Below are 26,783 nucleotides of genomic sequence, written 5' to 3'. Positions count from 1 at the left end.
CGCTGAGTGCCGTCGGCTCGCGTCTGCGATCTGCGGGCCGACTCTGGCCCGCGCTCAGCCGAGCTGCAGGATCCGGATCAGCAGGATGGCGAGGGCCACCAGGGCGGCGAGCGAAAGCGCCGCGGTGGCCGCCACGCGCGGCCCGACGTGCCGCATGGTCCTAAGGTCCACCGCGAGGCCCAACGCCGCCATGGCCAACAACGTGAGTTGATGCGAGACCGTGCGCACTGCGGCGGCAGCATCATCACCGATCCATTCCATCGTGCGCGCGGCGGCGAGGAGCGCGAAGCCAACTACGAACCACGGCACGACCTGCGTCCAGCGCAGCTTGGGAGCGTCGGCGCGCCGTCCAGCGTGCGTGAGGGCGGCCACGAGCACGACTGGGCCGAGTAGCAACACGCGCGCGAGCTTCACCAACGTCGCCATCTGCCCCGCGACGACACCGACCGGCAGTGCAGCGGCCAAGACCTGCGGCACCGCGTACACCGTGAGCCCAACGAGCACGCCGAACTGCCGTTCCGAGTAGCCAAGCGGCACCATCAACAGCGGCAGGCCAATCACTGCAACCACGCCAAGCACGGCGGTGAACGCGATGGCCGAGGCCACGTGCTCGCGTGGCGCACCGATGGCCGGGGCGACGGCGGCAATGGCCGAGTTGCCGCAAATGGCATTGCCGCAGCCGACCAGCAAGGCCAGCGTGTGCGGCAGTCCGAGTGCGCGCGCGATGCCGTACGCGGCGGCGAGTCCAAGCGCGACCAAGAGCAACACGCCGGCGGCGAGTGCGGGGCCCGCGCGTACCAACGCCGTGAGGTCAACGGAGGCGCCAAGCAAGAACACCGCGACCTCGAGCACTTCCTTGGCTGCGAAGTCGATGCCGGACGCAAAGCGCTCGGCACGCGGAAGCACCGCGCGCACGAGCATGCCGAGCAGGATGGCAATCACCAGCGCGTCCACCACGGGATGCCCGAGCACCCGCGTCTCGGCGGCGGCAAGCGCTGTCGCCACCGCGGCCACCGCCACGGCAAGCGCGAGCCCGGGAACCCGCGCCGTGAACGCGCTCATCGCGCGCTCAGTGCTGAGCCTTCACCGCAGCAACCACGGCCTCTGCCGTGATGCCGTACTCCTGGTAGAGCTTCTGGTACGGCGCGGAGGCACCGAACGTCTCGATGCCGACGATGGCCCCATCCGCACCGACCCAGCGGTACCAGCTCATCGGATGCGCGGCCTCGACGGCCACGCGACGCACGCCGGCGGGTAGCACGGACTCGCGGTACGCCGCGTCCTGCTCGGCGAAGAGCTCCATCGACGGCATCGAGACAACGCGCGTGGCGATGCCCTCGGCGGCGAGCTGAGACTGCGCCTTGAGCGCAATCTCCACTTCGGAGCCTGTGGCAAGTATCACGGCGCTGGGCGTCGAGCCCTCGGGTGCGTCCTTCAGCACGTAGCCACCCTGTGCCAGGCCTCTCGCCGCGCCGTGCGTCGTGCGATCAATCAGCGGCAGCTTCTGACGCGTGAGCACCAAAGCCACCGGTCCCGTGCGATGCTTCACCGCCGCGCGCCAGGCCTCCGCGGTCTCGTTGGCGTCAGCGGGGCGCAGCACGAGCAGGTTCGGGATGCAGCGCAGCGCGGTGAGATGCTCGACCGGCTGGTGCGTGGGTCCGTCCTCGCCGAGTCCGATGGAGTCGTGCGTGAAGACATAGATGACCTGCTGCTTCATCAGGGCGGCGAGGCGGATCGCCGGCCGCATGTAGTCGGCGAAGACGAGGAAGGTGCCGCCGTAGGGAATGATGCCACCGTGCAGCGCCATCCCGTTCATCACGGAGCCCATTGCGTGCTCACGGATGCCGAAATGGAAGTTGCGGCCGCCGCGCTGCGCGGGCTGGTAGACCGCCGAGCCCTTGATGTTGGTGAGGTTGGAGCCGGTGAGGTCGGCCGAGCCACCTATCAACTCCGGCACTGCGGGCGCGATGGCGTTGAGCACGATGCCCGACGCCGCGCGGCTGGCGATGTTGCCGTTCTCGGCCGTGAACTCTGGAATCGCCTTCTCCCAGCCAGCGGGCAGGTCGCCGTGCCAGCGGCGGCCGAGCTCCTTGGCCTCGCTGGGGAAAATCTTCGTGTAGTCAGCGAAGCGGCGCATCCACTCGGCCTGCAGGTTCACACCGCGTTCCTTGGCCAGGCGCCAGTGCGCGAGCGCTGCGTCGGGCACGTGGAAGGGCTCGGTGGACGGCCAGCCGTAACCTTCCTTGGTGAGCCGGATCTCGTCCTTGCCCAGCGGCTCGCCGTGCGCCTTCGCGGTGTCGGCCCGCGTGGGGGCGCCGAAGCCGATGATCGTCCGCGTGATGATCAGCGTGGGGCGCGTGGTGTCGGACTTGGCCGCGGCGATGGCGCTGTCGATCTGCGACTGGTCGTTGACGTCGGCGATGTGCAACACCTGCCAGCCGTAGGCCTCGAAGCGCTTGGCGTGGTCGTCGCTGCAGGACAGATCCGTGCGCCCGTCGATCGTGATGCGGTTGTCATCGAAGAAGCCGATCAGCTTGCCAAGCTTCTGGTGGCCGGCAAACGACGCGGCCTCGTGTGAGATGCCTTCCTGCAGGCAGCCGTCGCCGGCGATGAACCAGGTCCAGTGGTCGATCACGCCGTGGCCATCGCGATTGAACAGCGAGGCGAGGTGCGCCTCGGCGACCGCCATGCCGATGGCGTTGGCGACGCCCTGTCCGAGCGGGCCCGTGGTGGTCTCGACGCCGGCGGTGTGGCCGAACTCTGGGTGGCCAGGCGTGCGGCTGCCCCACTGGCGGAAGTTCTTGAGCTCGTCGAGCGGGAGGTCGTAGCCGCTCAGAAAGAGCGACGAGTAGAGCAGCATCGACGCGTGCCCGGCGGAGAGCACAAAGCGGTCGCGGTCGGGCCAGTGCGGGTCGGCTGGGTTGTGGCGCATGTGCCGGGTAAACAGCGCGTAGGCCAGCGGCGCGAGGGCCATCGGGGTGCCGGGGTGGCCGGACTCGGCTTGCTGGACCGCATCCATCGAGAGGGTGCGGACGGTGTTGATGGCGAGCTGCTGCAGGGCGGCGTCGGTCTGGGGCACGGGCAGGGGCGTGGCGAGGAGGTCTGGGCGGACCCCTAAAACTAGGCCGTTGTGGAAGGGGTCGCGAAGCGCGGTCCTTGCACGCCAGACATATTTGCGTCAATGGCGCGAATCGGTACGGGTGGCGAGGTCGCCACGCTCTCCAAGGAGCTCTCCGATTTCCTGATCGAGTTCTCGATCGGGCTGCACAAGAACGCCATCTATCCGGCTGGGCATCCGCTGCTGGAGAACACCACGGCGGACCTCAGCGCGCGGCTGGCGACCTTGCTGAAGGAGCGTGCGACGCTCTCGCTGGGTGTGGCCCGGCACCAGTTGATCATCGAGGGTGTCGCAACGGACGAAGCCAATCCGGTGCTGCGGGAGCTTGCGGCGCGCTTGCACCGGCACCACCTGGGCGCCGTGAAGTTCACGCACGGCGTGACCGAGGATGAGCTGACGGATATGCTTGCGACGGTGTCGGTCGATGCCGGCCGGCTGCCGCGACCGCTCGGCCTGGAGGGCCCCGAGGTGCTGACCCAGTGGCCGCACATCCGGCTGTTTCCGCTGACCTTCGCGCAGCTGCAGTTGATCGAGGAAGACCCCGGTGCGTCGGAGGAGGGCGACGGCTCGATGCGGGGCGGGGCGGACCGGGGCAACCGCTCGGCGGCGTTGTGGGTGGGGCTGGCCCGCGCGGCGCTGGTGGCCGAGGCCGACCGCTTCGACTCCGACGATGTCGAGAGCGTGGAACCGACCGTGGTGGCGAAGGCGATCGAGGAGCACAAGCGCGATGCCGCCTACGATCAGGTCGTCGTCGGCTACATGCTGCAGATCGCGGAAGAGCTGAAGACACGGAGCGGGCGTGACGCGGCCGCGCTGCAGCGTCGCATCTCGCAACTCGTCGGGCAGCTCTCGCCGGAGACGCTGGAACGTCTGATGCATATGAGCGGCGACCGCCAGCAGCGTCACAAGTTCGTGCTTGACGCCTCGCAAGGGATGGCGGTGGACGCGGTGGTGGAGCTTGTGCGCGCGGCCGCGCACAGTTCGCAGCAGAACGTCTCGCACTCGATGATGCGGATGCTGACCAAGCTCGCCGCGCACGCGGAGGAGGGCTCCGCGCCGATCCGGTCGCAGGCCGACGGTGCGCTACGCGAGCAGGTCGCCAAGCTGCTCGAGGACTGGCAGCTGGACGACCCGAACCCGGATGGCTATCGCGACGCCCTGGAGAAGATGGCGGCAGCCGCGCCGAAGGCCGTTGCGCAGGAGGTGGCGTATCCGATCGAGCCGGAGCGTCTGCTGGCGATGGGGCTGGAGATCGAGACGCTGGGGGAGCAGGTATGGCGTTCAGTGGCCAAGCTGGCGAACGGTCCCGACCTCGGCCCCCTGCTGGACTTGGTGGACAACGCGCCTGCCGAGTGGATGCGTGCCGTGCTGTGGCGACACGTGGCGACGGCGACGCGACTGCGCGAGCAGCTGCTGGTGGACCCGCTGCCGCAGCCGATTCTTGATCGCCTCGTGCGGCAGATGGGTGCGGCTGCGGCATCGCCGCTGCTTGATGCGCTGGAAGGCACATCGGACGAACGCAGCCAACAGACACTGCTCGGCTTGCTGGAGCGCGTGGGCGCCGAGGCCGGGCCGGAGATCCTCGAGCGGCTACAGGCCGTGCGGTGGTCCCTGTTGCGGCCGCTGATTGCGCTGCTGGGACGGCATCCCGAGTGGCAGTCCGGCTACGACGCCGCGGCGTGGATTCTGCATCCGGATGCTGCCGTGAGACGCGAGGCATACCGCCAACAGTTGCGCGACCCGATGACGCGCGACATGGCCATCGTCGCGGCGCTCGGCGACTCGCACGAGGCCAATGTGCGGCTTGCGCTTGGCGCGGCGATGAACAACTGTCCGCGCGAGGCGGCAGCCGTGCTGCGCAACCGTGCGGACGACGACTTGTTGTCCCCAGACCTCCGAGCCCTTGGCATCCGTGCCTTGGCGTCGGCACGTACCGGCGACACTGCGGTCTGGCTCGTTGGCCGGGTGATCCGCACCAGCAAGTTGCTGAGACGTGACGCGTTGGCGCCCAAGTCCCCGGAGATGCTTGCCGCTATCGAAGGCCTGGCCGTGCATTGGCGGGATACTCGTGAGGCGCGCGCTGCGCTGGTACTGGCGCGGGCGAGCAATGATCCTGAGATCACGGCTGCCGCAGCAATGACGTCCCGACCGACCGCTGCCGTCGACACCCCAACTTCGAATCCTGCGATCCGCGAGGAGCCTGACCCATGATGGAGGCCGTTCGCTTCCTGACCTCCTTTGCGCAAGCGCTCGCGACGATGGCCTTGTATCGCGAGGGGCATCCGGCGCGTACCCGCACCATCGAGGCGGCGTACGAACGGCTCGGGCTGCTGCTGGAGGGCGATCCGCGGCCCCGCTTCAGCTTCCTCGGTACGGATGTCATCTACGGAGAGCTGGCGCTGCGCGAGCTCGGCGACTGGGATTGGGGCACGCGCCTGGCCAACGCCGGCGTGCAGCGGCTGGAATTCCAGCGGGCGACGACGCGCGAGGAGTTTGAGGTGTTCCTGGACGAGGTGCTGGCCAGGCTGACGCTGCAGGCCATCGACAGCTCGACGCGGAGCCCCGAGCGGAGGTCGACCATCAAGTTCGGCGCCATCGGCGTCAAGGGCAGTGAGGAGCCCGTGCGCGTGGCGATGCCGCTCCTCGCACCGGAATCCGAGAAGACGTTGCTCTATACGCTCGGCGAGGAAGCCGAGACCGTCCAGTGGATGCACGGCGAGGTGCAGATGACGGGCGATCTGCCACTGGTCGAGGCGGAGAGCGTTGTGCGCTCGTTGTCCCTGGCGATGCACGGGGACCGCAACATCGTGATGCCGCTGGTGCAAATGAAGGAGTTTGACCAATACACCACAACGCACAGCCTCAACGTGAGCGTGCTCACGATGGGGCTGGCGGAGTGGATGGGAATGTCACCCCGTGACGTGCGCGCCTTCGGCGTGGCGGGACTCTTGCACGATCTCGGCAAGGTGCGCATTCCCAAGGAAGTCCTGACCAAGCCGGGCAAGCTGACGGATGAGGAATGGGCGGTGATGCGCCGGCACCCGGTGGACGGGGCCAAGATCATCTACGAGAGCGATCGCGACCTCGATTTGGCGGCCGCGGTCGCGTACGAACACCACATCATGGTCAACGGGCAGGGCTACCCTAAGCGACACTTCGACCGCGGCGTGCACGCGGCGAGCAAGCTTGTCCACGTCTGCGACGTGTACGATGCGTTGCGTACCAACCGCCCGTACCGCGAGGCCTGGGACGCGGAGCGGGTGCTCACGCACATCGAGGCTGGTGCGGGCCCGGATTTTGACGCGGACGCGGCGGCAGCCTTCTGCGCAATGATGCGCCAGTGGGAACGCCGCGAGGCGGTGCTCTCGTGAGCACGTCACGCTTCCGCTCGTTGCAGGATGCCGACAGCCTCCGCTCGTTGGTCGCCAACCTGCGCGAGGCAATCTACATCACCAACGCCCGCGGGCAGGTGCTGGACGCGAACCCGGCATTCTTCTCCCTGCTCGGCGTGCGCTCGCTGGACGACCTCTCCAACTATGGCGCCAACGAGATGGTGGTCGACCCGTCCCGTCGCCTCGCGGAACTCGAGCAGATCGATCGCGACGGCTTCGTGCGCGACTTTGAGCTGCAGCTCGTCCGACCCGACGGTGCGTTGCTGACCGTGCTCGACACGGTCTACTCCGTGCGGGATGAGGACACGGGCGAAACGCTGTTCCACGGCATTCTGGTCGACATCACCCAGCGCAAGGTGCTCGAGGAGGAGCTGCGCCAGCGCAGCGTGCGCGATCCGCTCACCGGCTGCTACAACCGTCGGCATCTGGCCGAGCTCGACGAGGCCCTGAGCCCCGGTGACGAGAGTTGGGGCTGCGTCTTCATCGACATCGACCACTTCAAGCAGTACAACGACCAGTACGGTCACCAGATGGGCGACAACACGCTCATCCGGATGAGCCGATTCCTGATGCGGCAGGTTCGCGCCGAGGAACCGGTGGTGCGCGTGGGCGGCGACGAGTTCGTGGTCATCCTGCGTGGCGCGAGTGAGGGGCAGGTGCGTGGCGTTGCGGAACGCATGCAGGCCTCGGCGCTGCGCACGGCGCCGGTGCCGTTCAGCCTTGGCTGGGCGGTGCGGCAGCCCAGCGAGTCATTGATGTCCACGATGAACCGCGCCGACCAGAACCTGCTGGCGGTGCGTGTGATCGAGCGCACACCCACGCGCCTGGTCCCGGTGACCGACACCCTCGACGAGCGGCGCTGACGGGGCGGGCAGGGGCTGCGCCCCGCCCGTGTGCAAGTTTTTTGACCGGCGACGTCTCCTTGGTGACCCACACCGGGAGACCGTATGTCGTCGTTGGTTCGTTGGACCCTTGGAGCCCTTTTGGTCCTCTTCGCGCGCCCCGTGGATGCGCAGCGGGACCGCCCCGTGGAATGCGAGCGCATCCAGTGCGTGATGGCGCCCTGTCCGCAGCCGCCGTGCGGACGTCCCGTGCTGGACGGACGCGTCGTGCGCACGTCGCGCGAGGTGAAGGTGCGCCTCGAGGGGCGCGTGCTGCGCTACGAAGTCACCGAGCGCTGGACCAACCGCGGGCATCGCATCGGCGAGGCCGACTATGTGCTGCCATTGCCGCGCGGCGCCGCGTTCGAGGACCTGGCGCTGGAGATCGACGGCGAGATGGTGCGCGGCGAGACGCACGGCGCCGGCGAGGCGCGACGCATCTATGAAGAGATCGTGCGCCGCCAGCGGGATCCCGCCTTGGTGGAGTGGATGGATATGGGCGTGCTCCGCACGCGCATCTTCCCCATTCAGCCAGGCGAGACGCGCACGGTGGTCGTGCGCTTCCGCGCCGTGGCGGAGCGGGAAGGCAACGCGCTTCGCGTGGATGTGCCGGCCCCGCGCGGCGATGGTGCTGAAGGGCGCGGCACCACGCTGGTAATGGAGGTGCCCGATGCCGCGGAGTTCGGCGAGATTTGGTCGCCGACGCACGCAGCGACGACTGGACGCCTGGCGATGCGCCGCACGGTGCGCGTCGAGGACGCCGTGGGCACGGTGACCTTGCTGGTGCCTGTGCGCTCCAGTGCCGGTGCGAGCATCAACGTGTTGGCGCACGCACCGGCGCGGCACGATGGCTACGTGTTGATCACGTTGTCGCCGCCGACCACGCGTCGTGCCGCCACACCGCGCGATGTGACCTTCGTGCTCGACGTGTCGGGTTCGATGAGCGGCGAGAAGCTCGCGCAGGCCAAGGCGGCGGGCCGCCAGCTGCTCAACTCGTTGGGCCGCGCGGACCGCTTCCGGCTCGTCGCCTTCTCGGGCGACGTGCAGGAGTACGCCGATGGCTGGACCGCGGCGACGCGCGAGGCGCGGCGTGACGCTGAGGATTGGCTCGATGGACTGAGCGCCGGCGGCGGCACGAACATCCAGGGTGCGCTGCAGCGTGCATTGGAAACGAACGTGCCGAACGGCCGACTTGGGCTCGTGTTGTTCCTGACCGATGGTGCGCCGACGGTTGGTGAGCGGCGCGCGGAACGCCTGGCGTCGCAGGCCGCCGAGCGTCGCGATGGGCAGCGGGTGTTCACCTTCGGACTCGGCGCCGATGTGAATGCGGCGCTCCTGGAGCGGCTGGCGCTCGATGGTGCCGGCACCGCGCACTTCGTACGGCCTGACGAGGACGTGGAGCGCGTGGTCGGCGTCGTGGCGCAGCGGTTGACGGACCCCGTCGCCACGGACCTGCGCATTCGCGCCGACGGCGTGACGCTGCACGCCGTACAGCCGGCGGGCACGATCGATCTGTTCGCCGGGCAGGAGCTGACGATTCTCGCGCGGTATCGCGGCGATGCCAGCCGCGCGCGCGTGCACATCACGGGCCGCACGTCGCAGGGTCCGGTGTCGTGGACGACGACGGCAAGCTTTCCGGCGCGCCGCAGCGCGGATGCGTTCGTGGGACGGCTCTGGGCCACGCAGCGCGTGGGTTGGCTGAGTGCGGAACGTCGCCGCGGTGGCGCGACGTCCGAGCTCGACGCCGAGATCCGTTCGCTCGGCGAGCGCTGGGGCATCCCGACGGAACTGACGTCGTACCTCGTGCTGGAACCGGGGATGGTCGCGCAGGCCCCTGGGCGGCGTGACGCGGTGCAGCCGGTGTTGCGCGCGGCACCCTCCGTCGCAGGAGCGTCGACGGCCAACGGTAGTGCTGGCAGCGGTGCATCGTTGGCGACGCGTGCGGCCGCGCCCGCCTCGCAGCCCGCCGCGACCGAGTTCGAGCGCGCCAAGGCCGCAGCGGAGATGCGCTCGGCTCGCTCCGAGGCCGCGGCCGACATGGCGCTGGCCGATGCTGGATTGCGACGCGCGGGCCAGCGGCTGTTCGCCCTGCGCGACTCGATCTGGGTGGACAGCCGCGAGGCGGCAGCGAATGCGCGTCGGGTGAGCGTGCAGCCCTATTCGGCCGCATACTTTGCCCTGATGGAGCGCATCCCGGAACTTCGCGCGGTGTTTGCCCTGGGCGATCGGCTCGAGGTGCACGCCACCGGCATCACGCTGCTGCTTGAGTCGAGCGGCGTGGCGCGGCTGGCGGATGCCGAGCTCGATCGCATCGCCAACGCTTGGTGAGCTCGGTGGACACGGCCGAACGTCTCTTCGTCACCTACCACGCGATGCTGGTGCGGTACCTCACGCGCCGGCTCGGGGACCGCGATTGGGCGGAAGAGGTGGCGCAGGAGACGTTCGTCCGTGCCCTCCGACAGGAGTCGATCGTGAACGAGCGCGCCTGGGTGTTCACGGTGGCCAACAATCTCGTGCGCGATGGTGCGCGTCGGGATGCGCGGCACCGGCGACAGCTGGAGCTGATGGCTGCCGAGGCACGCGTCGAGCAGGACGCCGAAGAGGCGTCGGCGGAGCAGACCGTGGAGCAAGCCGAGCGCTTGGCGCTGGCGCGTCGCGCGCTGGGGTCGCTGGCCGAACGGGACCGGCAGGCGCTGCTGCTCAAGGAAGAGGGATTGGACTACGGCGAGATTGCCGCAGTCTTGGAGATCGAGAAGAGCTCGGTGGGCACGACGTTGTCACGTGCGCGCCGGAGACTGGCAGAGGCATACGAGGCCCTGGTAGCGGGCCCTGGGGGAGGTCGGCATGTCGCGTCCTGACGAAGGACTCATCCATACCTATCTCGACGGCGAGTGCACGCCGGACGAGGCGGCGCACGTTGAAGCCTTGATCGCGTCGGATCCGGAGTGGGCGGCGGCGGTCGCGGAGGCGCGCGGGTTGGTGGCGGCGTCGTCGCGGATCCTGTCCGCGCTGGATGCCACACCGGGCGGGGTGCTGCCGGCGGGCAACCGCACGTCGGGTGCGATGGCGAGTACGGCTGCAGGTGGTTCTGCGGCAGTGCGCTCGAGCGATCGCCCGCGATTCCGGCTCAAGGCCTGGCATCGTGCAGCGGCGGTCTTGGTGCTGGTCGTGGGGACTTCGTACGCGGTGAACGTCGCCAGGAACGGCGATCTCGTGGACACGTCGGCAACGAACGCGCAGCCGGCGGCGAAGGCGAGTGAGGCGGGTCCGCAGGGCGAAGCGGCGGATGCGAGTCCGACTGACGCTGCGGCGCCTTCGGCCATCTCGCCCGGCGAGACTGAGCGCGCTTCACGCGCGGCCGCCTCGGGCGCTCCCGCCGGCGCGGCTCCCGCGACCGCTACGACGGCTGGCTCAGCCGTTGCAGCGAACACAGCGGTGCCGACGGCAGAGCCGCGTCGCGAACGGCTCGCTGACAGTGGCGAGGTTTCGGCGGCTGCTGTCGCGGCGGCTGCAGTCTCTGCGCAGCGCGAGGCGCTGCGCACGCAGGCCGCCGTATCCGGCGTACGGGCCGAGTCTGAGGCGCGCGAGCGCGCCGGCGCGCAGCGCCTGGCGGCACCAGCGGTTGCTCCCGCGTCCCAGGCGCTGGCAGCAACGAAGGCGCCAGCTGCGGCTCCAGCGCTGCGGCGTGATGCCGCGGCCGAGGCAACGGCAGATGCCGCTGGAGCTGGCGGCGCGGCACTCGTGGCACGACTCGACGGTTGCTGGCTGGTCTCGTCGCCGGACACGGCGCGCGGACTGCTGCGGTCGCCGACGATCCTGCGTCAGGTTGGCGACACGCTCGTGATTCAACTCTCGGCGGGCGCTACCGTCGGGCTGCGCGTGGTCCGCAGCGCTGGCGTGCTACGTGGTGAACTCACCGCCGTGCAGGCGCCGTGCCCGACGCCGTAGCGCACGGCGGCACGCGCGCGTCGGGTTATGGCTCGTCGGGGAAAGCGGTGGCGATGCGGCGCGCGCAGGCGAGCAAGGCGGTCGCGGCCGCCGCGTGAAACATCAGCGTCGCGATGGAACCGCGCACCGCGATGCGGCCACCGACCACGCCGGCGATGGGATCCAGCTCACCGCGCACCACGGACTTCCACACGGCATACGGCGCCGAGAGCACAATCGGCGCACTGAGTTCGTCGGGATTTCGCAGGCGCGCGTCGTGGCAGCGGCCGCGGTCGAGTTGCAGTTCGACGGCCGTCGCTTCGCCGTAGCCGAGCTCCGGAGTTGCGGGCATCACGAAGGCGACCGGCCAGGTCCACTTCGCAGCCGCGCTACGATAGTCGGCGTCCGACTCGATTGCCGTGCGGAAGGCCGCGGCCCAGTCGGCCGTGAACGGGCGATGCATCAACGCGTCAGCGGACGGACCAGATTTCGACGCGGTTCTCGGTAAAGAGCGGGACGGCAACAAGGCGTCGCGCCGCGTCGAATCCGAGATCCGCCGGGCCGGGCAGGCCGCCGCGGAGCCGGGTCACCGTGCTGTCCGAGAGGAGGTGCAGGGCCGAGTCCGCCCAGCTGCTGAAGAGCGCGCGGCCGTCGGGCAGGAGCACGATTCCATCGCCACCGCCGGGGCCGGTGGCCACCACTCGCACGCTGTCGCTGCCCGGTGTCCAGGCGAAGACGCTTGGCGAGTTGAAGCCGACGATCAACCACGCGTTGCGGCCCGCGTCGAAGGCAATGCCGTTGGCGGCGCTTTGGGCAGGCAGCGTGACTGCGGGGCGCGCGTTGCGGCCATTGAGCACGAACACGCGGCTCTGCCCTGAATGGACCACGTTGCCGGAGGCGTCGAACGTCATTCCGGAATCCGTGATGTAGATGCTGCCATCGGCGGCGGCGGCGACATCGTTGAGAAAGGTCGCGCCCTGTGCGGCGAGCTCGAGCGAGGTGACCGCAGTTCCCGTGGTGACATTGAAGGCACGGATGGCATCGATATCCGAGACCCAGAGCGTGTCGCCGACGAGCGCCATACCCTTGGGCGCGTTCAAGGTGATGTCTTCATCGGCCCCGTTGATGAACGGCAATGAATCCATCACCACACCGTCGGCGGTCAGGCGCAGGATGTAGCCGTTGTCGTCTTTCGCCGTCGGCGACCCGTTGATGTTGCTCACATACCAGACGCCTCGGGCGGCGTCCCAAAGCACGGACTCGGGCGTCGCGAGCCCGGCAGACACCACGGCGAACGGCTGGTTCGGGTCCGTGGATGCCGCATCACCACCGCAGGCGATGGCACCGAGGGACAGGGTGAGCGCGGCGAGCGCCAGACGCGTATCGGTAGGCAAGAATGTCATGACCCAGACTGGTGGAGGTTCGGACGGGGAAATGTACGCCCTTGCGCGGCGCCCCCGCCGTCATCAACATCGCGGTCTGCGGTTCAGGTCCCCACCTATCGGAGGTCGTGCTCGTGGCTGTGCGTGCGTCGTGGTCTCGTCTCGCCGTCGTGGTTGGAACGGCTTTCGTCCTGCTGCCGAGCCTCGCGCCGGCACAGCAAGTGGATACGTCAGCCTACCGTGCCCTGCGATGGCGCGAACTGGGGCCTGCGCGTGGCGGCCGCTCCGTGGCGGTGTCCGGTTCCGCGGCGCGGCCGCTCGAGTACTGGATGGGCACCACCGGTGGCGGTGTCTGGAAGACCATCGACGGCGGCATGAACTGGCAGCCGACCACGGACGATGCCTTCGGCGGCACGATAGGCGCCGTGGCTGTCGCGCCGTCGAACCCGGACATCGTCTATGTCGGCGGCGGCGAGACCCACATCCGCGGCAACACCTCGCACGGCGATGGGCTGTGGAAGACCACCGACGGCGGCAAGACCTGGACGCTGATGGGACTGCGCGAGACGCGACATATCGCGCGGATCCGGGTGCATCCCACCAACGCCGACATCGCGTACGTCGGTGCGCTCGGGCACGCCTTCGGTCCGAACCCCGAACGCGGCGTGTTCAAGACCACCGACGGCGGCAAGACCTGGAATCGGATCCTGTTCCGGAACGACTCCACGGGCATCTCGGATCTGGTGATGGATCCGAACGATCCGAACACGCTGTACGCGGCGTTCTGGCACGCGTATCGCCAGCCGTGGTCGCTGAACTCCGGCGGCCCGGGTGGGGGCATCTTCAAGACCACCGACGGTGGCGCCACCTGGCAGGAGATCACGGCCAACCGCGGGCTGCCTAAGGGCGTGTGGGGCAAGGTGGGCCTGGCCGTCTCGGGTGCGAACTCGCGCCGCGTGTGGGCCATCATCGAGAATGATTCCGGCGGTGTGTATCGCTCGGACGACGCCGGTGCGAGCTGGGAGTGGATCAACCGCGACCGCTCGCTGCGCCAGCGCGCCTGGTACTACTCCAAGATCTTCGCCGATCCCAAGGACACGAACGTCGTGTACGGCCTCAACGTCGGCTTCTTCAAGAGCACCGATGGCGGCCGCACGTTCCGCACGCAGCTGCGGCCACCGCACGGCGACAACCACGACATGTGGATTGCGCCGGACAATCCGATGCGGATGGTGGAGGCCAACGACGGCGGCGCCAACGTGAGCAACAATGGCGGTGAGTCCTGGACCGATCAGGAGTTCGCCACGGCGCAGATGTACCACGTCTCCGTGAGCAACCACTTCCCGTACTGGGTCTGCGGTGCGCAGCAGGACAATTCCACGCTCTGCGGGCCCAGCCGGAAGGAAGGCACGATCGCGCGCGCCGACTGGCAGGACGCGGGTGGCGGCGAGTCCGGCTACGTGACGCCGCATCCCACCAACCCGGACATCGTGTTCGCGGGCAGCTACTCGGGCTATCTGACGCGCAAGGACATGCGCACGGGCCTCGAGCGCAACATCAACGCCTGGCCGATGAATCCGATGGGACATTCATCGGAAGACATCACGCACAAGTTCCAGTGGACCTTCCCCATCGTCGTGTCGACGCACGACCCGAAAGTGTTGTATGTGGGCGGCAGCCAGCTCTTCCGCAGTCGCAACGAGGGCCAGAGCTTCGAGATCATCTCGCCGCGGCTGGCGCGGAACGACCCGCGCACACTCGGCGCCTCCGGCGGTCCGATCACCAAGGACCAGACGGGCGTGGAGACCTACGGGACGATCTTCACCTTCGCCGAGTCGCCGCGGAACGCGCAGGTGCTGTGGGCGGGCAGCGATGACGGCCTCATCCATATTTCGCGCAATGGCGGTGGCGCGTGGACCAACGTGACCCCGCGCGGCATCGGTGATTTCACGCGCGTGAGCATGATCGAGGCTTCGCGATACAACGAGGGCACGGCGTATGTCGCGGCCAATCGCTTCCAACTCGACGATTTCGCGCCCTCGCTGTGGAAGACCACGGATTACGGCGCGACGTGGACGAAGATCGTGACCGGCATCGCGCCGGAGCATTTCACGCGCACGATCCGCGAGGACGATGTGCGCCGTGGGCTGCTCTACGCCGGCACGGAGCGTGGTGTGTACGTGAGCTTCGATGACGGCGGCCACTGGCAGCCGCTGCAGCTCAACCTGCCGCCGGTTCCGGTGCACGACCTGGTGGTGAAGGAAGGCGACCTCGTCGCCGGCACGCACGGGCGCTCCTTCTGGATCCTCGACGACCTCTCCGCCCTTCGGCAATACTCGGCAGACGTCGCGCGGAAGCCCGCGCATCTCTACACGCCGCGCGATGCGTATCGCATCCAGTGGGGTGGCGGCGGATTCGGCGGAGGTGGCGGTGGTGGTAATGCGGCGGCGAGTCGCCCGGGTCAGAACCCGCCGAGTGGCGTCACGGTCTACTACAGCGTGGCCAGCGCCAGTCAGCCGGTGAAGCTTGAGTTCATCGCGCCGGATGGCACGGTGATCGACACCTACGAGAATGACGGCCGTCCGCCGCAGCGGGGTCAGGGTGCGGGACAGGGCGGCGGGCAGGGTGGAGGCGGTGGTGGCTTCGGCGGCGGCGGTGCTGCGGCGCGCCCGGGCAACGCGGTCGGTCTCAACGCCTTCACCTGGGACATGCGCTATCCCGACGCGGTGACCTTCCCGGGCATGATCCTCTGGGCGGGCGGCACGCGCGGCCCGATCGCACCGGCCGGCACCTACAGCGTGCGCCTGACCGTGGGCAGCACCGCCCCGCAGACGGCGCCGTTCAAGCTGCTCAACGATCCTCGGACGGACGCGACGGCCGCGGACCTAGTCGCCCAGTTTGAGTTCCTGATCAAGATCCGCGACAAGACCAGCGAGGCGAACAACGCGGTGCGCACGATCCGCAACGTGCGTGCGCAGATCGAGGCACGGATGGAGGAGCTGCCGCGCATCCGGCGCGCCGCGACGCAGCTGCTCACGCAACTGGCCGCGGTCGAGCAGGAGATCTATCAGGTCAAGAACCAGTCGAACCAGGACCCGCTCAACTTCCCCATCAAGCTCAACAACAAGATTGCGTCGCTCAGTGGCGTGGTCTCGTCGGGACCGTATGCGCCGACCGCGCAGTCGGTGGAAGTGTTCGATGTCCTGGTGGAGCTGCTCAAGGTGCAGACCGACCAGCTCGACAAGCTGCTCAAGGAAGATCTTGCGCGGCTCAACCGGCAGATCCGCGCCGGCGGCAAGGAGCCGATCGTGCCAAGCACGGACCTGCCGACTCCGCCACGCGGTCCCGTGGCGGACGATGACGACATGACGGAGATGCCTGCGGCGTGAGCGCGGGCTTCACCGTGCGCGATGCGACCGCCGCCGATTCGGCGGCGGTTCTCGCGCTCAATAACGCGGCGGTGCCCCACGTGAACGCGCTCACGCCGGACGAGTTCACGTGGATCGTCGAGCGCGCGGGGCACTACCGCGTTGCGGAGGACTCCGAGGGCGTGGCGGGGTTTGTGCTCTGCATCCCCTCGGGCCTCGAGTACTGGAGCGCGAACTACAAGTGGTTCGCAGAGCGCTATGACAGTTTCCTGTATCTCGACCGCGTGGTGGTGGCGCCGCGGCTGCGCCGTGCTGGCGTGGGGCGCGCGATGTACGAGGACCTGCACAAGGCCATCGCCCGGCAGTGGCCACGGGTGGCGCTGGAAGTGAACCTACGGCCGCCGAACCCGGTCTCGATCGATTTTCACCAAGCGATGCGTTACGCAGCGGTTGGTGTGCGCGAGTATGACGACGGCGACAAGGCCGTGCAGATGTTCGTTCGCGAGTTCTGAGCCCCCACCCACGATCAGGTCCCTATGCCCACGATCCGCCTCACGTATCTCGCGCTGCTCGCCTTCCTCGCCGCCACGACGCTCGGGGCCCAGCGCCCTGGCGAGCCGGTCTTCCCGTTCAGCACCGAGGAGCGCTACGACGCCTCACGTGTTGCGCCGTATAGCGGCCGGCACGAGGCGATCTATCGGCACATCGACGCGAACCTCGACGCGCATCTTGCGAACATCCAGCGCTGGATTCGACAGCCGTCGATCTCAGCCCAGAGCGTCGGGATCACCGAGATGGCGACCCTGCTGCGCGATGACCTGCGCGCGCTTGGGTTCAAGGAAACTGCATTGATCCCGACCGACGGGCATCCCGGCGTCTGGGGCTACTACGATGCCGGCGCAGCGCACACGCTGGTCGTCTACATGATGTACGACGTGCAGCCGGTGGAGGAGAATTGGCGCGTGCCGCCGTTCGCTGCGGAGCTGGTGGACACGGAGCACGGTCAGGCGTTGATGGGTCGCGGCGCGACCAACCAGAAAGGACCCGAGCGCGCGTTCCTGAATGCGATCAGCTCCATCATTGCCGTCGATGGCAAGCTGCCGGTGAACCTGATGGTGCTGGCGGAGGGCGAGGAGGAACTGGGCTCGCCGCACTATCCGCAGCTGGTCGATCGCTTCGAGGCGCGACTCCGCACCGCGGACGGGGTCTTCTTCCCGTTCAACGCCCAGGCGCCGGACGGATCGATGGCGATGTCCCTGGGCGTGAAGGGCATCCTGTACATGGAGATGGAGTCGCGCGGCGGGAGTTGGGGCGGCCCGACGCGCGCCGAGATCCACGGGTCGTACAAGGTGATCGTGGATGCGCCCGCCTGGCGGCTCACGCAGGCGCTGGCGTCGCTCACCAGCCGCGACGGCAACACCATCGTCGTGCCCAACTACTACGACGGCATCCGGCCGCCCACGCTCGAGGAGCAGCGCTTGATCAATGCGCTGGCCGCCGCCGGCGGCGAGGAGAGCGGCAACCGCGCGCTCAGTGTGGATCGCTACATCGATGGACTCCGTGGTCGCGACCTGCTGGTGCGGCAGTTCTACCACCCCACGCTGAACATCAACGGCATCGCCTCGGGCTACGCCGGCGAAGGCACCAAGACCATCCTCCCGCACCAAGCCATCGCCAAGGTGGACTCACGCTTGCCGATCGGACTGTCACCTGACTCCGCGCTGGCGCGCATCAAGCGTCACCTCGTGGCCGGCGGGTTCGGCGACATCGAAATCCGCCAGCTGTCGGGCTATCCCGCGGCGCAGACGTCGGTCGAGGCACCCATCATCCAGGCCGCGCTATCCGTGTACCGGAAGTACGGCGTGACGCCGACGCTCTCCCCACGCCTCGCCGGCAGCGCCCCGTTCTACCAGTTCACGGAGCGGCTCCGCCTGCCGCTGCTCTTCAGCGGCATGGGCTACGGCACCGGGGCGCACGCGCCGAATGAGTTGATGCTCGTGCGCCCGAAGGCCGGCTCGAAGGTGGCGGGGCTCGCCGAGATCGAGAAGAGTTATGTGGACCTGCTCTTCTCACTGCGCGATGCAGCCGCCTCGGCCCGCCGCTAGCGCAGCGGAGTCACGTAGCGGCGGGGAGCTGGGGCAGGCTCAGTCGTAGCGCAGGGCCTGCATCGGGTCCGTTCGGCTGGCCCGGAGCGCCGGTACATAGCCGGCGCTCAAGGCAACCAGCGCCAACAGCAGCACAGCAAGCGAGAAGACGAGCGGGTCGTGTCCCTCGAGTCCGAAAAGCAGCGACCGCGCGGCACGGCCAAGGCCGATGGCGCCGAGGATGCCGACGCTCGCACCGATGGCGACCATCACCCCGACCTGCCGAAGCACCATGCCCTGGACGCGGACGCGGTCGGCGCCAAGGGCCATCCGCACGCCGATTTCCCGTGTCCGTTGCGACACCGAGTACGCGAGCACGCCATAGAGTCCGACACCGGCCAGGAGCGTGGCGAGCACCGCGAAAGCCGCCGACAGGATAGAGATCAGGCGGTCCATGAACACGTTGTCCCGTAGCTGTTGCGGCATCGTGCGCAGCTCCTCGACCGGCAGCGCGGCATCGATCCGTCGCATGACTGTGGGAATCGTCGTCAACAGCTGTTCCGGTGGAAGCGACGTGTTCACGTAGAAGTACAGGTTGCCGACAAACCGCTCCTGGACCCAGGGCGTATAGAACACCGGCTGGGGCTCTCGCTTCACATCGTTGTACTTGATGTCTGGCAGCAGTCCCACGATCTGGATGGAGAGCGAATCGCGGAGGCCGCCGGAGCGGCCCATGAACTTGCCTACCGCATCGCGACCGAGGTTGAACTTCTCGGCGAAGGCCAGGTTCACGATGGCGACGCGGGCGCCATCCGCGACGTCGGAGGGGAGGAACTCGCGTCCGGCCAGCATCGCCGTACCCATCGTGCGGAAGTATCCCGCGCCAACGGCGTTGTACCGCGAGTTGCAGTCGACGTCCGGTAGGCAGTCGAAGCCTTGCACGCGAACGTTGTTGCCCCAGCTGCTGCCGCCAAGCAGCGGAACAAGGGCGCTGGTCACGCCGGTCACGCCGGGAATCGCGCGCAGCTCCTCCTCAATGCGTGGGTAGAGCGCCTTCACGCTCAGTGTGTCGTACCCGACGCGCAGTGGCGAGACGGCGAAGGTCACCATCTGGTCCACCGACACGCCGAGGTCCACGCGGCTGACGTTGGCGAGGCTCTTGGTGAACAGCCCGGCGGATACCAACAACGCGGTCGAGAGCGCGATCTGCAGCGTCACGAGCGCCGTGCGGAAGCGCGTGGCTGCGCGCCCTCCGGCGATTTGGCCGGCGCCGGCGCGAATGGTGGAAATGAGGTCTGCACGGGTCGAGTGCAGCGCCGGGAAGAGTCCAAACAGAAATCCGGTCGCCAGGGCCAGGACAGCCGAGAACGCAATCATCGAGGGCCGGATGCTGAATACGAAGGTGGAGTTCGAGTCGGCCGGCAGCAGGGCGGACATCCCCTGAAGGGTCCACCACGCGACGACGAGACTGACCACCCCCCCAACGATTGCCAGCACCATCGACTCGGTGAGCAGCTGCGTGAGCAGGTGCCGTCGCGTCGCGCCGAGTGCCAAGCGAACGCCCATCTCCGTGGCGCGCTGCGCGCCGCGCGAGAGCAGGAGGTTCGCGATGTTCGCGCAGGCAATCAGCAGCACGACGCCGGTGATGCCGAAGAGCATCAGCACCGGGGGGCGCGCCTGCTCGAAGATCGAGCTCTGGCCACGGTTGCCGGGCTCGACCACCACTTCCTTGGCCTTGAACCGCTGCATCGTCTGGTCGCTCATCGCGATCTGCAGCGGGGCCTCGACGTCGGCGAGGATTGGGCGCACGATGCCGTCGAGTCCCGCCTTGGCGGCCTCGGGCGAGACGCCGGGCTTGAGTCGGCCGAACACGTAGACCCAGTAGCTGCGCCGATCCTCGAGACCGTTGTAGTCGCTTAGCCAGGTCCGGGACTGCATCGGCACGTAGAACTGCGGCTCCGATCCCAGCGTCGTGCCGGTGAAGCCGTCAGGTGCCACTCCCACGATCGTGAATGCGCGCCCGTTCACCTGCAGGCGCTCCCCGATGACGTCAGGCCGTCCGCCGAATCGCTCCGTCCATAGGCGATGCCCGATCACCGTCACGTTGTTGTCTGCACCGGGTTCGTTGTCCGCCGGCAGCAGCAGACGCCCGAGCGCCGGCTGGAGACCCAGTGTCGGGAAGTAGCCGCCGGTCACCCACACGCCGTCCTGCACGAGGGGCTCGCCGTCAACCGTCAGGCTCGCGCCAAAGGTTCGGTGCCCCGCGATGCCCACAAGCACGGTCTGCTGCGCCTCGAGGTCGCGGAACATCGGATAGGTCCAGATGACCGTGCAATCACCGGCATTGTTGCAGGAGTCGTTGCCTTGGATGGGACCCGGCATACTGAGATTCACCAGTTCCTGCGGGGCGTGCACCGGCAGGTTGCGCAGCAGGATCTGGTCGAACATCGAGAAGATCGCGGTGTTCGCGCCGATGCCGAGCGCCAGCGAAAGTACGGCGACCGTCGTGACGAAGGGCGCCTTCAGGAGCATTCGCATTGCGTAGGTCAGATTGCGCATCGGAGAGGACGGGGAGGGGAGGCCGGCAGAGCTCGGGGGTACTCCGATGGGACAAGCCGTCTCGGCAAAGGGTTGGAGCCGTGGCGACCGCACCCGCTAGCTTTGCGTAGTGACCCAGCGCGACATCCGCGACCTGCTGCTCCTCGGCGCCATCTGGGGCGCGGCCTTCCTCTTCATTCGCATCGCGGTGCCGGAGTTCGGGCCCGTGGCGTTGGTCGAGGTGCGCGTCATCATCGCGGCCCTGGTGCTGCTGGTGCTGGTCGCTTCGCGCCGGCAGATGGACAAGTTCCGCGGCCATTGGGGACCGCTCACGTTGATTGGCGCCATCAACACAGCGATTCCCTTCGCGCTGTTTGCCTATGCCACGCGCACGGTGCCGGCCGGTTTCGCCGCCGTGCTCAACGCGACGGTGCCACTGTGGGGCGCGGTGCTCGGCGGCCTCTTCTTCAAGGAGACGCTGGGCCGCGACCGCGCGATCGGACTGGCGATTGGCTTTGTCGGCGTTGTCGTGCTAGTCGCGCGCGATCTCACGGTGGGCGGCGGGGCGATGGCCATCGGCGCCGCATTGCTTGGCTCCTCGATGTATGCGGCGTCGGCGCACCTTACGCGCCGACTGTTGCCCGGCATTCCGTCCGTCACGATTGCGGCCGGCAGCCTTGTCGCGTCATCGGCCCTGTTGGCCATCCCGACGCTGTTCCTGCTGCCCGCCGCGCAGCCGTCGGTTGGCGCCTGGGGCGCGACCATCGCACTCGCGCTCATCTGCACGGGTGTCGGCTACGTGCTGTACTTCCGACTGCTCGACAACGCCGGCGCCACGGGCGCGATGGCCGTGACCTATCTCATCCCGCTGTTCGGGATGGTCTGGGGCGCGATGTTCCTCAACGAACGCATCACCGCGCCGATGTTGATCGGCTGCGGTTGCATCCTGCTCGGCGTCGCGGCGACGACGGGCCTGCTCAGGCGAAGTCTGGGACGCTAGCGCCGTCGACCGCCATGCCCATCGCGTGGTAGCCCTTGTCCACGTAGAGCGTGGTGCCGGTGATGCCGCTGGCCAGCGGCGAGCAGAGGAAGGTCGCGGCGGTGCCGACCTCGCGCGCATCGAGCGCCTCAGGCAGGGGCGTGTTGGCCTGGCAGTACTTCACCATGTTGTCGATGATGCCGATCGCGCTGGCGGCGCGCGATGCGTACGGGCCCGCGGAAATCGTGTTGACGCGGATGCCGTACTTGCGGCCGGCTTCATAGGCCAACACACGCGTGTCGCTCTCGAGCGCGGCCTTGGCCGAGCTCATGCCGCCGCCGTAGCCGGGGATGGCGCGCTCGCTGGCCATGTACGTGAGCGACGCAATGCTGCCACCCGTGCGCATCAGCGGTCCAAAGGCACGCACCATCGAGACCAGCGAATACGCGCTGGCGCTCAGTGCGGCGAGGTAGCCGGAACGACTGGTGTCCATCAACGCCTTCTTCACCTCGGGGCCGTTGGCCAGCGAGTGCACGAGGATATCCAGCGGCTTCTCCCCGAAGTCTGTCTCCAGGCGCGAGGCGAGTCCGGAAATGGAGAAGTCGCCGACGTCCTTGTAGCGCTTGGATTCGCGCACGTCCTGCGGTGCATCCTCGAGCGTGTCGTAGACGGCGTCGAGTGGATAGATCTTCTCGAACGACAGCAGCGAGCCATCGGGCAGCTTGCGCGACTCGTCCATCTTCCCGCGCTCGAGCAGGTTGAGGAAGATGTTGAGCGCCGGCGGCCAGGTCGCGACGGAAACCGTGGCGCCGGCCTCGATGAGAGCCTTGGCGATGGCAAAGCCGAAGCCGCCGTCATCGGCGACGCCAGCGACGAGGGCACGCTTGCCCGTGAGGTCGAGAGTCAGCATACAGGGAAATGAAGGGAGTTGATGACGCAGGGCAAGGGTGCATTGGCGTGCGCCTACGTGCCCTTGGGAGCCCGTGCGCCGACGTCAGGGATGCGCCGCGCGCCGCAGCCTGTCACGGATGGCATCCCAGGCCGGCGTGTCCGGCGGCGCTTCCACGAGGAGCTCCTCGCAACCGGCCGCATCCGCCGCGTGCAGCGCGTCGTAGAGTCCAGCGCCGTAGCGCTTCGGATCGGCGCCGAGGCTGCGGCTGAAGGCCAGGGCCGCAGCTGGCGCGCCCTCCGACTGGCAGAGGATGATGCCGGTGTGCGAGCTGTCGGCCGCAGCGAGCGCTGTATCGAGCTGTGACGTCTCCAGCAACCGTACCCGCGCGCGCGGCGCGTAGTGCCGCGCCGACTGCCCCGGCGATCGGTGCACCACGTTCCCGCGCGTCGGCGTAAGACGCCGCGCGGTTGGTCCGACAACCGCCTCGATATCCGCGCGCGAGATCATGCCGGGCCGCAGGACTACTGGTCGGCCGCCGCTCACGTCAACAACCGTGCTCTCGATGCCCACCTGCGACCGGCCCGCATCGAGGATGAGCTCGACGGCATCGCCGAGCCCGTTGGCCACCTGCTGCGCGGTGACGGGCGAGACTTCCGTGAACTTGTTCGCACTCGGCGCGGCAAGCGGCGTGTGGCTCGCGCGGATCAGCGCGAGCGCCACGGGATGGTCCGGCACGCGCACACCGAAGGTGTCGAGTCCCGCCGTGACCGCGTCGGGTACGTTTCCGCGTCGGCGTACGATCAGCGTGAGCGGGCCGGGCCAGAATCGTTCAGCCAGGGCCTGCGCCATCCTCGGCCACTCGCTGGCAAGTTCTCGCGCCTGGTCCACCGATGCAACGTGCACGATGAGCGGGCTGTGCTGCGGACGTCCCTTGGCGGCGTAGATGCGCGCCACGGCGGTCGGGTCCAGCGCATCGCCCGCCAAGCCATACACGGTTTCCGTCGGCATCCCGACCAAGCCCCCGCGACGAATGACGCTCGCCGCGCGGGCCACCACCTCCGCATCGGGCGCAGAGGGATCCACCGAGATGATCTGACCGGTCGTCACGTGACTAACCTAGGAGATCCGCGCTGGCGCGGCGCGCGGTCGCGGCCAGCAGCGCCGCCGCCACGAACAGCGCATCCTCGTCCGGATCGAAGCGCGGCGTGTGCACGCCGGCACGGGAGCGCCCCTCGCGCCAGGTGCCGATGCGGGCAAAGCAACCGTCGACCTTCTCCGTATAGAACGCGAAGTCCTCGCCGCCCATGTTCGCGACGGCGAGTTCCTTGAGTGCAGACTCGCCGAGCAGGTCACGCGCGGCATCAGACATCCACGCGGAGCCGCGCCGGCTGTTTACCAAGGGCGGGGTGCCTTCCGTCACCTTTACGGTGGCCGTGAGCCGATGCGTCGCGGCCACCGACTGCGCCAGGTGCTCCAGTTCCTTAAGGAGCAGCGCGCGCGACTCCGGCCGCGTGGCGCGAATGGTGCCGGCGCAGCGCGCCACTTCCGGAATGACGTTCGGCGCCGAGCCGGCGTCGAGCTTGCCGATTGTGATGACGCCCGGCAGGGCGGGGTCGAGGCGGCGCGATACGATGGTTTGCACGTCGCTAACGAACGCCGCCATCCCGACAATGGGATCGATGGTGTCCTGCGGACGCGCGCCGTGTCCGCCGCGGCCATGGAACTCGATCGCGAAGGTGTCCGTGCTCGCCGCCAACGGACCTTCGGTCGCGACGATCTCGCCGACGGCGTAACGCCAGTCCACGTGCGCGCCGAAAACGGCTGCAACGCCATCGAGCCCGCCGTCCGCGATGACCTTGGGTGCGCCTTCCCCGAGCTCTTCGGCCGGTTGCAGCAGGATGCGCACCTCGCCTACAGCCGGGGACCGCGCGAGCAGCAGCCCTGCACCAACCGCCCAGGTGGCGTGCATATCGTGCCCGCAGGCGTGCATCACCCCGTCGTGCTGGGAGGCGAAGGGAAGCCCCGTGCCCTCTTGAATGGGCAGGGCATCAATGTCTCCGCGCAGAGCGACGGCCGGTCCCTTGCCGGCCGTGCCGGGGATCGAGGCGATCAGTCCGGTGTCCGCGACCTCGCGCACATCCGTGATGCCGCAGGCGAGCAACGCCTCGCGCAGCCGAGCCTGCGTCTGCTTCTCCTTCCACGAGAGCTCGGGGCGGCGGTGCAGCGAGCGTCGGAGCTCGACAAGCAAGGTCCGATCCGACTCGCTGAACTGCGCGAGCACGGTGTCGGGCAACAGGGATGGCGGTGCGCTGGTCATTGCGGTCGGAGCTCCTCCGTGCGGACCGTCAGCGACGCGATGCGCTCACGGTCCACGGTGATCCCGATGCCCGGCGCCTCCGACGGCACGGCCACCATTCCCTCGGCGTCCATCGTCCATTCCGGCGTGACGACGTCCTGGGTCCAGTAGCGCGCGCTCGGCGACAGATCGCCGGGCAACGAGAAGTTCGGCAGTGAGGCCAGGGCGACGTTGTAGGCGCGGCCGATGCCGCTCTCCAACATCCCGCCGCACCACACGGGGACGTTCGCCTGCTCGCAGAAGTCGTGGATGGCCAGACTCTGCGCGAACCCGCCCACGCGCCCCGGCTTGATGTTGACGATTCGCCCCGCCCCCAAGGTCACCATGTCCTGCGCCCGCTCGAGCGAGGTGATGGACTCGTCGAGGCAGAGCGGCGTGCGAATCCGACGTTGCAGCTCTGCGTGACGCACGAGGTCGTCGTAGGCCAGGGGCTGCTCGATCATCATCAGGTTGAGCGGATCCAGCGCCGCCAACCGATCGGCATCGTCGAGCGTGTAGGCGTTGTTGGCGTCGGCCATCAGGTGTGCGTCGTCACCGAGGGCCAGACGCACGGCGGCTACCCACTCCACGTCGTGACGCGGTGCGATCTTGAGTTTGATCTTGCGATACCCGGCGTCGCGGGCCGCGGTGGCCTTGGCGATCAGCGTGCGCACGTCCGGTTGGATGCCGATGCTGATGCCCGTCGCGATCCGGCTGCGCGTGCCGCCGAGCAATCGGGCAAGCGGTAGGCCGGCTTGCACGGCGGCCAGTGCCCAACAGCCCATCTCCAACGCGGCCTTGGCCATGTTGTGGCCGCGGACATCGGTCGCCAGCAGCGCATCAACCTTGGTGTGCGACTCGACGGACTTGCCGAGCAGCCGCGGCGCGAGCCAGCGCACGATGGTCGGCCAGGCCGTGTCCAAGGTCTCGGACGAGTAGTTCGGCGCGTCGTCCACCACGCATTCGCTCCAGGTGCTCGCGCCGTCCCGGTCGAAGAGCTCGAGCAGGAGGATGCGTCGCTCACGCATCTCGCCGGAGGAGATGCGGAACGGTTCGCGGAGCGGGAGATGGATCTCCCGCAGGACGATGCGATCGAGGTGGATCACGGCTCCTGCCGGCGCACGAGGAGGTAGGTGCCGCCCGCTTCGTCGGCGACGAAGCCGCGTACGTGGTAGCCGCGCGTCAGGTAGTGCGCGAAGGCGCGACGCGTCGCGAAGCGCCAGCGGCGTGCCGCCGCGATGTCGGCGGCGGCGAGTGCCGTGATGTCGCGCGGGATGCGAACGCCCACGTTGGCGGACATCGCCAACGGTTGCTCCGAGGCGTCGCTGTCCACTACTACAGCAACGTCCGGCGGCAACGCGTCGAGCGCGACCGCCGACTCGGCGGGATTGACCGGCCAAGAGACGATGAAACGGTCCGTGGGCATATCGCCCTGCAACGGCGAGTTGGTGCCCTCGCCGTACATCGCGGCCACGAACTCATCCACGCGCGCGCCCATACGGTTCAGGTTGAGATGCGCGTTCCGCGCCACCAGCGGGTCGTAGGTCCAGTAGATCGTGTGGACGCCGATACTGCGGCAGTGATCGCGCTGGTAGGACTTGAGGCGTTCCCCGAGCCGCTGGCCCTGCGCCTCGGGCCGCACCGCCAGCATGTCGGACCAATGCGCCAGCTTCCCGTTTCTCAAACCGGTGACGCCGAAGACGAAGCCGAGCAGCGTGCCGTCCTCGGCATAGGCGCCAGCCGCCACGCCGCCGGTCTCCTGCGCGACGAGGAGCATCGCGGCGGGGACCTTTTCGGTAAACCCGCGGCCCCAGGTGAGCTCCTGCAGTTCGACGCACTGCGCGCGGTCGGCGTGGTTCTGGAAATGACGGATGATCACGGAATGGA

20 protein-coding genes are annotated in these 26,783 nt (G+C 68.4%); 10 read left to right on the top strand and 10 right to left on the bottom strand.

Annotation, left to right across the window (positions count from 1 at the left end):
• Positions 1-54: 54 nt before the first annotated feature.
• On the bottom strand, positions 55-1,062 hold the full coding sequence (locus KF709_06820; GenBank protein ID MBX3174108.1) for a putative sulfate exporter family transporter: 1,008 nt from the start codon (positions 1,060-1,062) through the stop codon (positions 55-57).
• A gap of 7 nt (positions 1,063-1,069) precedes the next feature.
• A complete protein-coding gene (gene tkt, locus KF709_06815; protein MBX3174107.1) occupies positions 1,070-3,019 on the bottom strand; it encodes a transketolase in 1,950 nt (649 codons plus the stop codon).
• Positions 3,020-3,181: 162 nt separating this feature from the next.
• Here tkt and KF709_06810 point away from each other — a divergent pair, with 162 nt between their 5' ends.
• The 6 genes from KF709_06810 to KF709_06785 all read left to right on the top strand — a co-directional run bounded on the left by KF709_06810 (position 3,182) and on the right by KF709_06785 (position 11,339).
• Positions 3,182-5,329: a hypothetical protein gene (locus tag KF709_06810; GenBank protein ID MBX3174106.1), complete on the top strand. Its 2,148-nt coding sequence runs from the start codon at positions 3,182-3,184 to the stop codon at positions 5,327-5,329.
• Positions 5,326-6,489, top strand: a complete 1,164-nt coding sequence (locus KF709_06805) for an HD domain-containing protein (protein MBX3174105.1) — start codon at positions 5,326-5,328, stop codon at positions 6,487-6,489. The genes KF709_06810 and KF709_06805 overlap by 4 nt, the downstream gene beginning before the upstream one ends.
• Positions 6,486-7,373, top strand: a complete 888-nt coding sequence (locus KF709_06800) for a sensor domain-containing diguanylate cyclase (GenBank protein ID MBX3174104.1) — start codon at positions 6,486-6,488, stop codon at positions 7,371-7,373. Before KF709_06805 ends, KF709_06800 begins: the two co-directional genes overlap by 4 nt.
• A gap of 84 nt (positions 7,374-7,457) precedes the next feature.
• On the top strand, positions 7,458-9,719 hold the full coding sequence (locus KF709_06795; protein ID MBX3174103.1) for a VWA domain-containing protein: 2,262 nt from the start codon (positions 7,458-7,460) through the stop codon (positions 9,717-9,719).
• The gene (locus KF709_06790) at positions 9,716-10,249 is read left to right on the top strand and encodes a sigma-70 family RNA polymerase sigma factor (GenBank protein MBX3174102.1); all 534 of its coding nucleotides are present in this window, start codon (positions 9,716-9,718) and stop codon (positions 10,247-10,249) included. The genes KF709_06795 and KF709_06790 overlap by 4 nt, the downstream gene beginning before the upstream one ends.
• Positions 10,236-11,339 (top strand): hypothetical protein, encoded by a 1,104-nt coding sequence (locus KF709_06785; GenBank protein MBX3174101.1) that lies wholly within the window; start codon positions 10,236-10,238, stop codon positions 11,337-11,339. The genes KF709_06790 and KF709_06785 overlap by 14 nt, the downstream gene beginning before the upstream one ends.
• Positions 11,340-11,364: 25 nt before the next feature.
• Here the strand turns inward: KF709_06785 and KF709_06780 are convergent, their stop codons facing one another.
• Both KF709_06780 and KF709_06775 read right to left on the bottom strand, forming a co-directional pair.
• Positions 11,365-11,781, bottom strand: a complete 417-nt coding sequence (locus KF709_06780) for a hypothetical protein (GenBank protein ID MBX3174100.1) — start codon at positions 11,779-11,781, stop codon at positions 11,365-11,367.
• Positions 11,782-11,788: 7 nt separating this feature from the next.
• On the bottom strand, positions 11,789-12,721 hold the full coding sequence (locus KF709_06775) for a hypothetical protein (GenBank protein MBX3174099.1): 933 nt from the start codon (positions 12,719-12,721) through the stop codon (positions 11,789-11,791).
• Positions 12,722-12,762: 41 nt separating this feature from the next.
• Here KF709_06775 and KF709_06770 point away from each other — a divergent pair, with 41 nt between their 5' ends.
• From KF709_06770 to KF709_06760, 3 genes are read left to right on the top strand one after another with little or no spacing between them, the layout of a single operon-like run.
• Positions 12,763-16,089 carry a glycosyl hydrolase gene (locus KF709_06770; protein ID MBX3174098.1) on the top strand — a complete coding sequence of 1,109 codons (3,327 nt, stop codon included), beginning with the start codon at positions 12,763-12,765 and terminating at the stop codon, positions 16,087-16,089.
• Complete coding sequence (locus tag KF709_06765) at positions 16,086-16,580, top strand: GNAT family N-acetyltransferase (protein ID MBX3174097.1); 495 nt, start codon at positions 16,086-16,088, stop codon at positions 16,578-16,580. The genes KF709_06770 and KF709_06765 overlap by 4 nt, the downstream gene beginning before the upstream one ends.
• A 24-nt stretch (positions 16,581-16,604) precedes the next feature.
• The gene (locus tag KF709_06760) at positions 16,605-18,173 is read left to right on the top strand and encodes a M20/M25/M40 family metallo-hydrolase (GenBank protein ID MBX3174096.1); all 1,569 of its coding nucleotides are present in this window, start codon (positions 16,605-16,607) and stop codon (positions 18,171-18,173) included.
• A gap of 39 nt (positions 18,174-18,212) precedes the next feature.
• Here KF709_06760 and KF709_06755 read toward each other — a convergent pair whose 3' ends face one another.
• On the bottom strand, positions 18,213-20,690 hold the full coding sequence (locus KF709_06755) for an ABC transporter permease (GenBank protein MBX3174095.1): 2,478 nt from the start codon (positions 20,688-20,690) through the stop codon (positions 18,213-18,215).
• A 130-nt stretch (positions 20,691-20,820) separates the two neighbouring features.
• On the opposite strand from KF709_06755, the gene KF709_06750 reads away from it, so the two are divergent.
• Positions 20,821-21,690: a DMT family transporter gene (locus tag KF709_06750; protein ID MBX3174094.1), complete on the top strand. Its 870-nt coding sequence runs from the start codon at positions 20,821-20,823 to the stop codon at positions 21,688-21,690.
• Here KF709_06750 and KF709_06745 read toward each other — a convergent pair.
• The 5 genes from KF709_06745 to KF709_06725 all read right to left on the bottom strand — a co-directional run bounded on the left by KF709_06745 (position 21,668) and on the right by KF709_06725 (position 26,775).
• The gene (locus tag KF709_06745; GenBank protein ID MBX3174093.1) at positions 21,668-22,579 is read right to left on the bottom strand and encodes an enoyl-[acyl-carrier-protein] reductase; all 912 of its coding nucleotides are present in this window, start codon (positions 22,577-22,579) and stop codon (positions 21,668-21,670) included. The two genes, KF709_06750 and KF709_06745, sit on opposite strands and share 23 nt — an antisense overlap.
• Positions 22,580-22,663: 84 nt before the next feature.
• Positions 22,664-23,668, bottom strand: coding sequence for a threonylcarbamoyl-AMP synthase (locus tag KF709_06740; protein MBX3174092.1), 1,005 nt, complete (start codon positions 23,666-23,668; stop codon positions 22,664-22,666).
• 4 nt (positions 23,669-23,672) lie between these two features.
• Entirely contained in the window at positions 23,673-24,878 is a 1,206-nt protein-coding gene (locus KF709_06735) for an amidohydrolase (protein MBX3174091.1), read from the bottom strand.
• Positions 24,875-26,002: an o-succinylbenzoate synthase gene (gene menC, locus KF709_06730; GenBank protein MBX3174090.1), complete on the bottom strand. Its 1,128-nt coding sequence runs from the start codon at positions 26,000-26,002 to the stop codon at positions 24,875-24,877. The genes KF709_06735 and menC overlap by 4 nt, the downstream gene beginning before the upstream one ends.
• Positions 25,999-26,775, bottom strand: a complete 777-nt coding sequence (locus KF709_06725; protein ID MBX3174089.1) for a GNAT family N-acetyltransferase — start codon at positions 26,773-26,775, stop codon at positions 25,999-26,001. Before KF709_06725 ends, menC begins: the two co-directional genes overlap by 4 nt.
• Between the last annotated feature and the right edge of the window lie 8 nt (positions 26,776-26,783).

The sequence above is a fragment of the Gemmatimonadaceae bacterium genome (genome assembly GCA_019637445.1).
Lineage (GTDB): Bacteria > Gemmatimonadota > Gemmatimonadetes > Gemmatimonadales > Gemmatimonadaceae > Pseudogemmatithrix.
The sequence above is the reverse complement of the archived record's forward strand: the minus strand, read 5'-3'. Positions and strand labels throughout refer to the sequence as shown.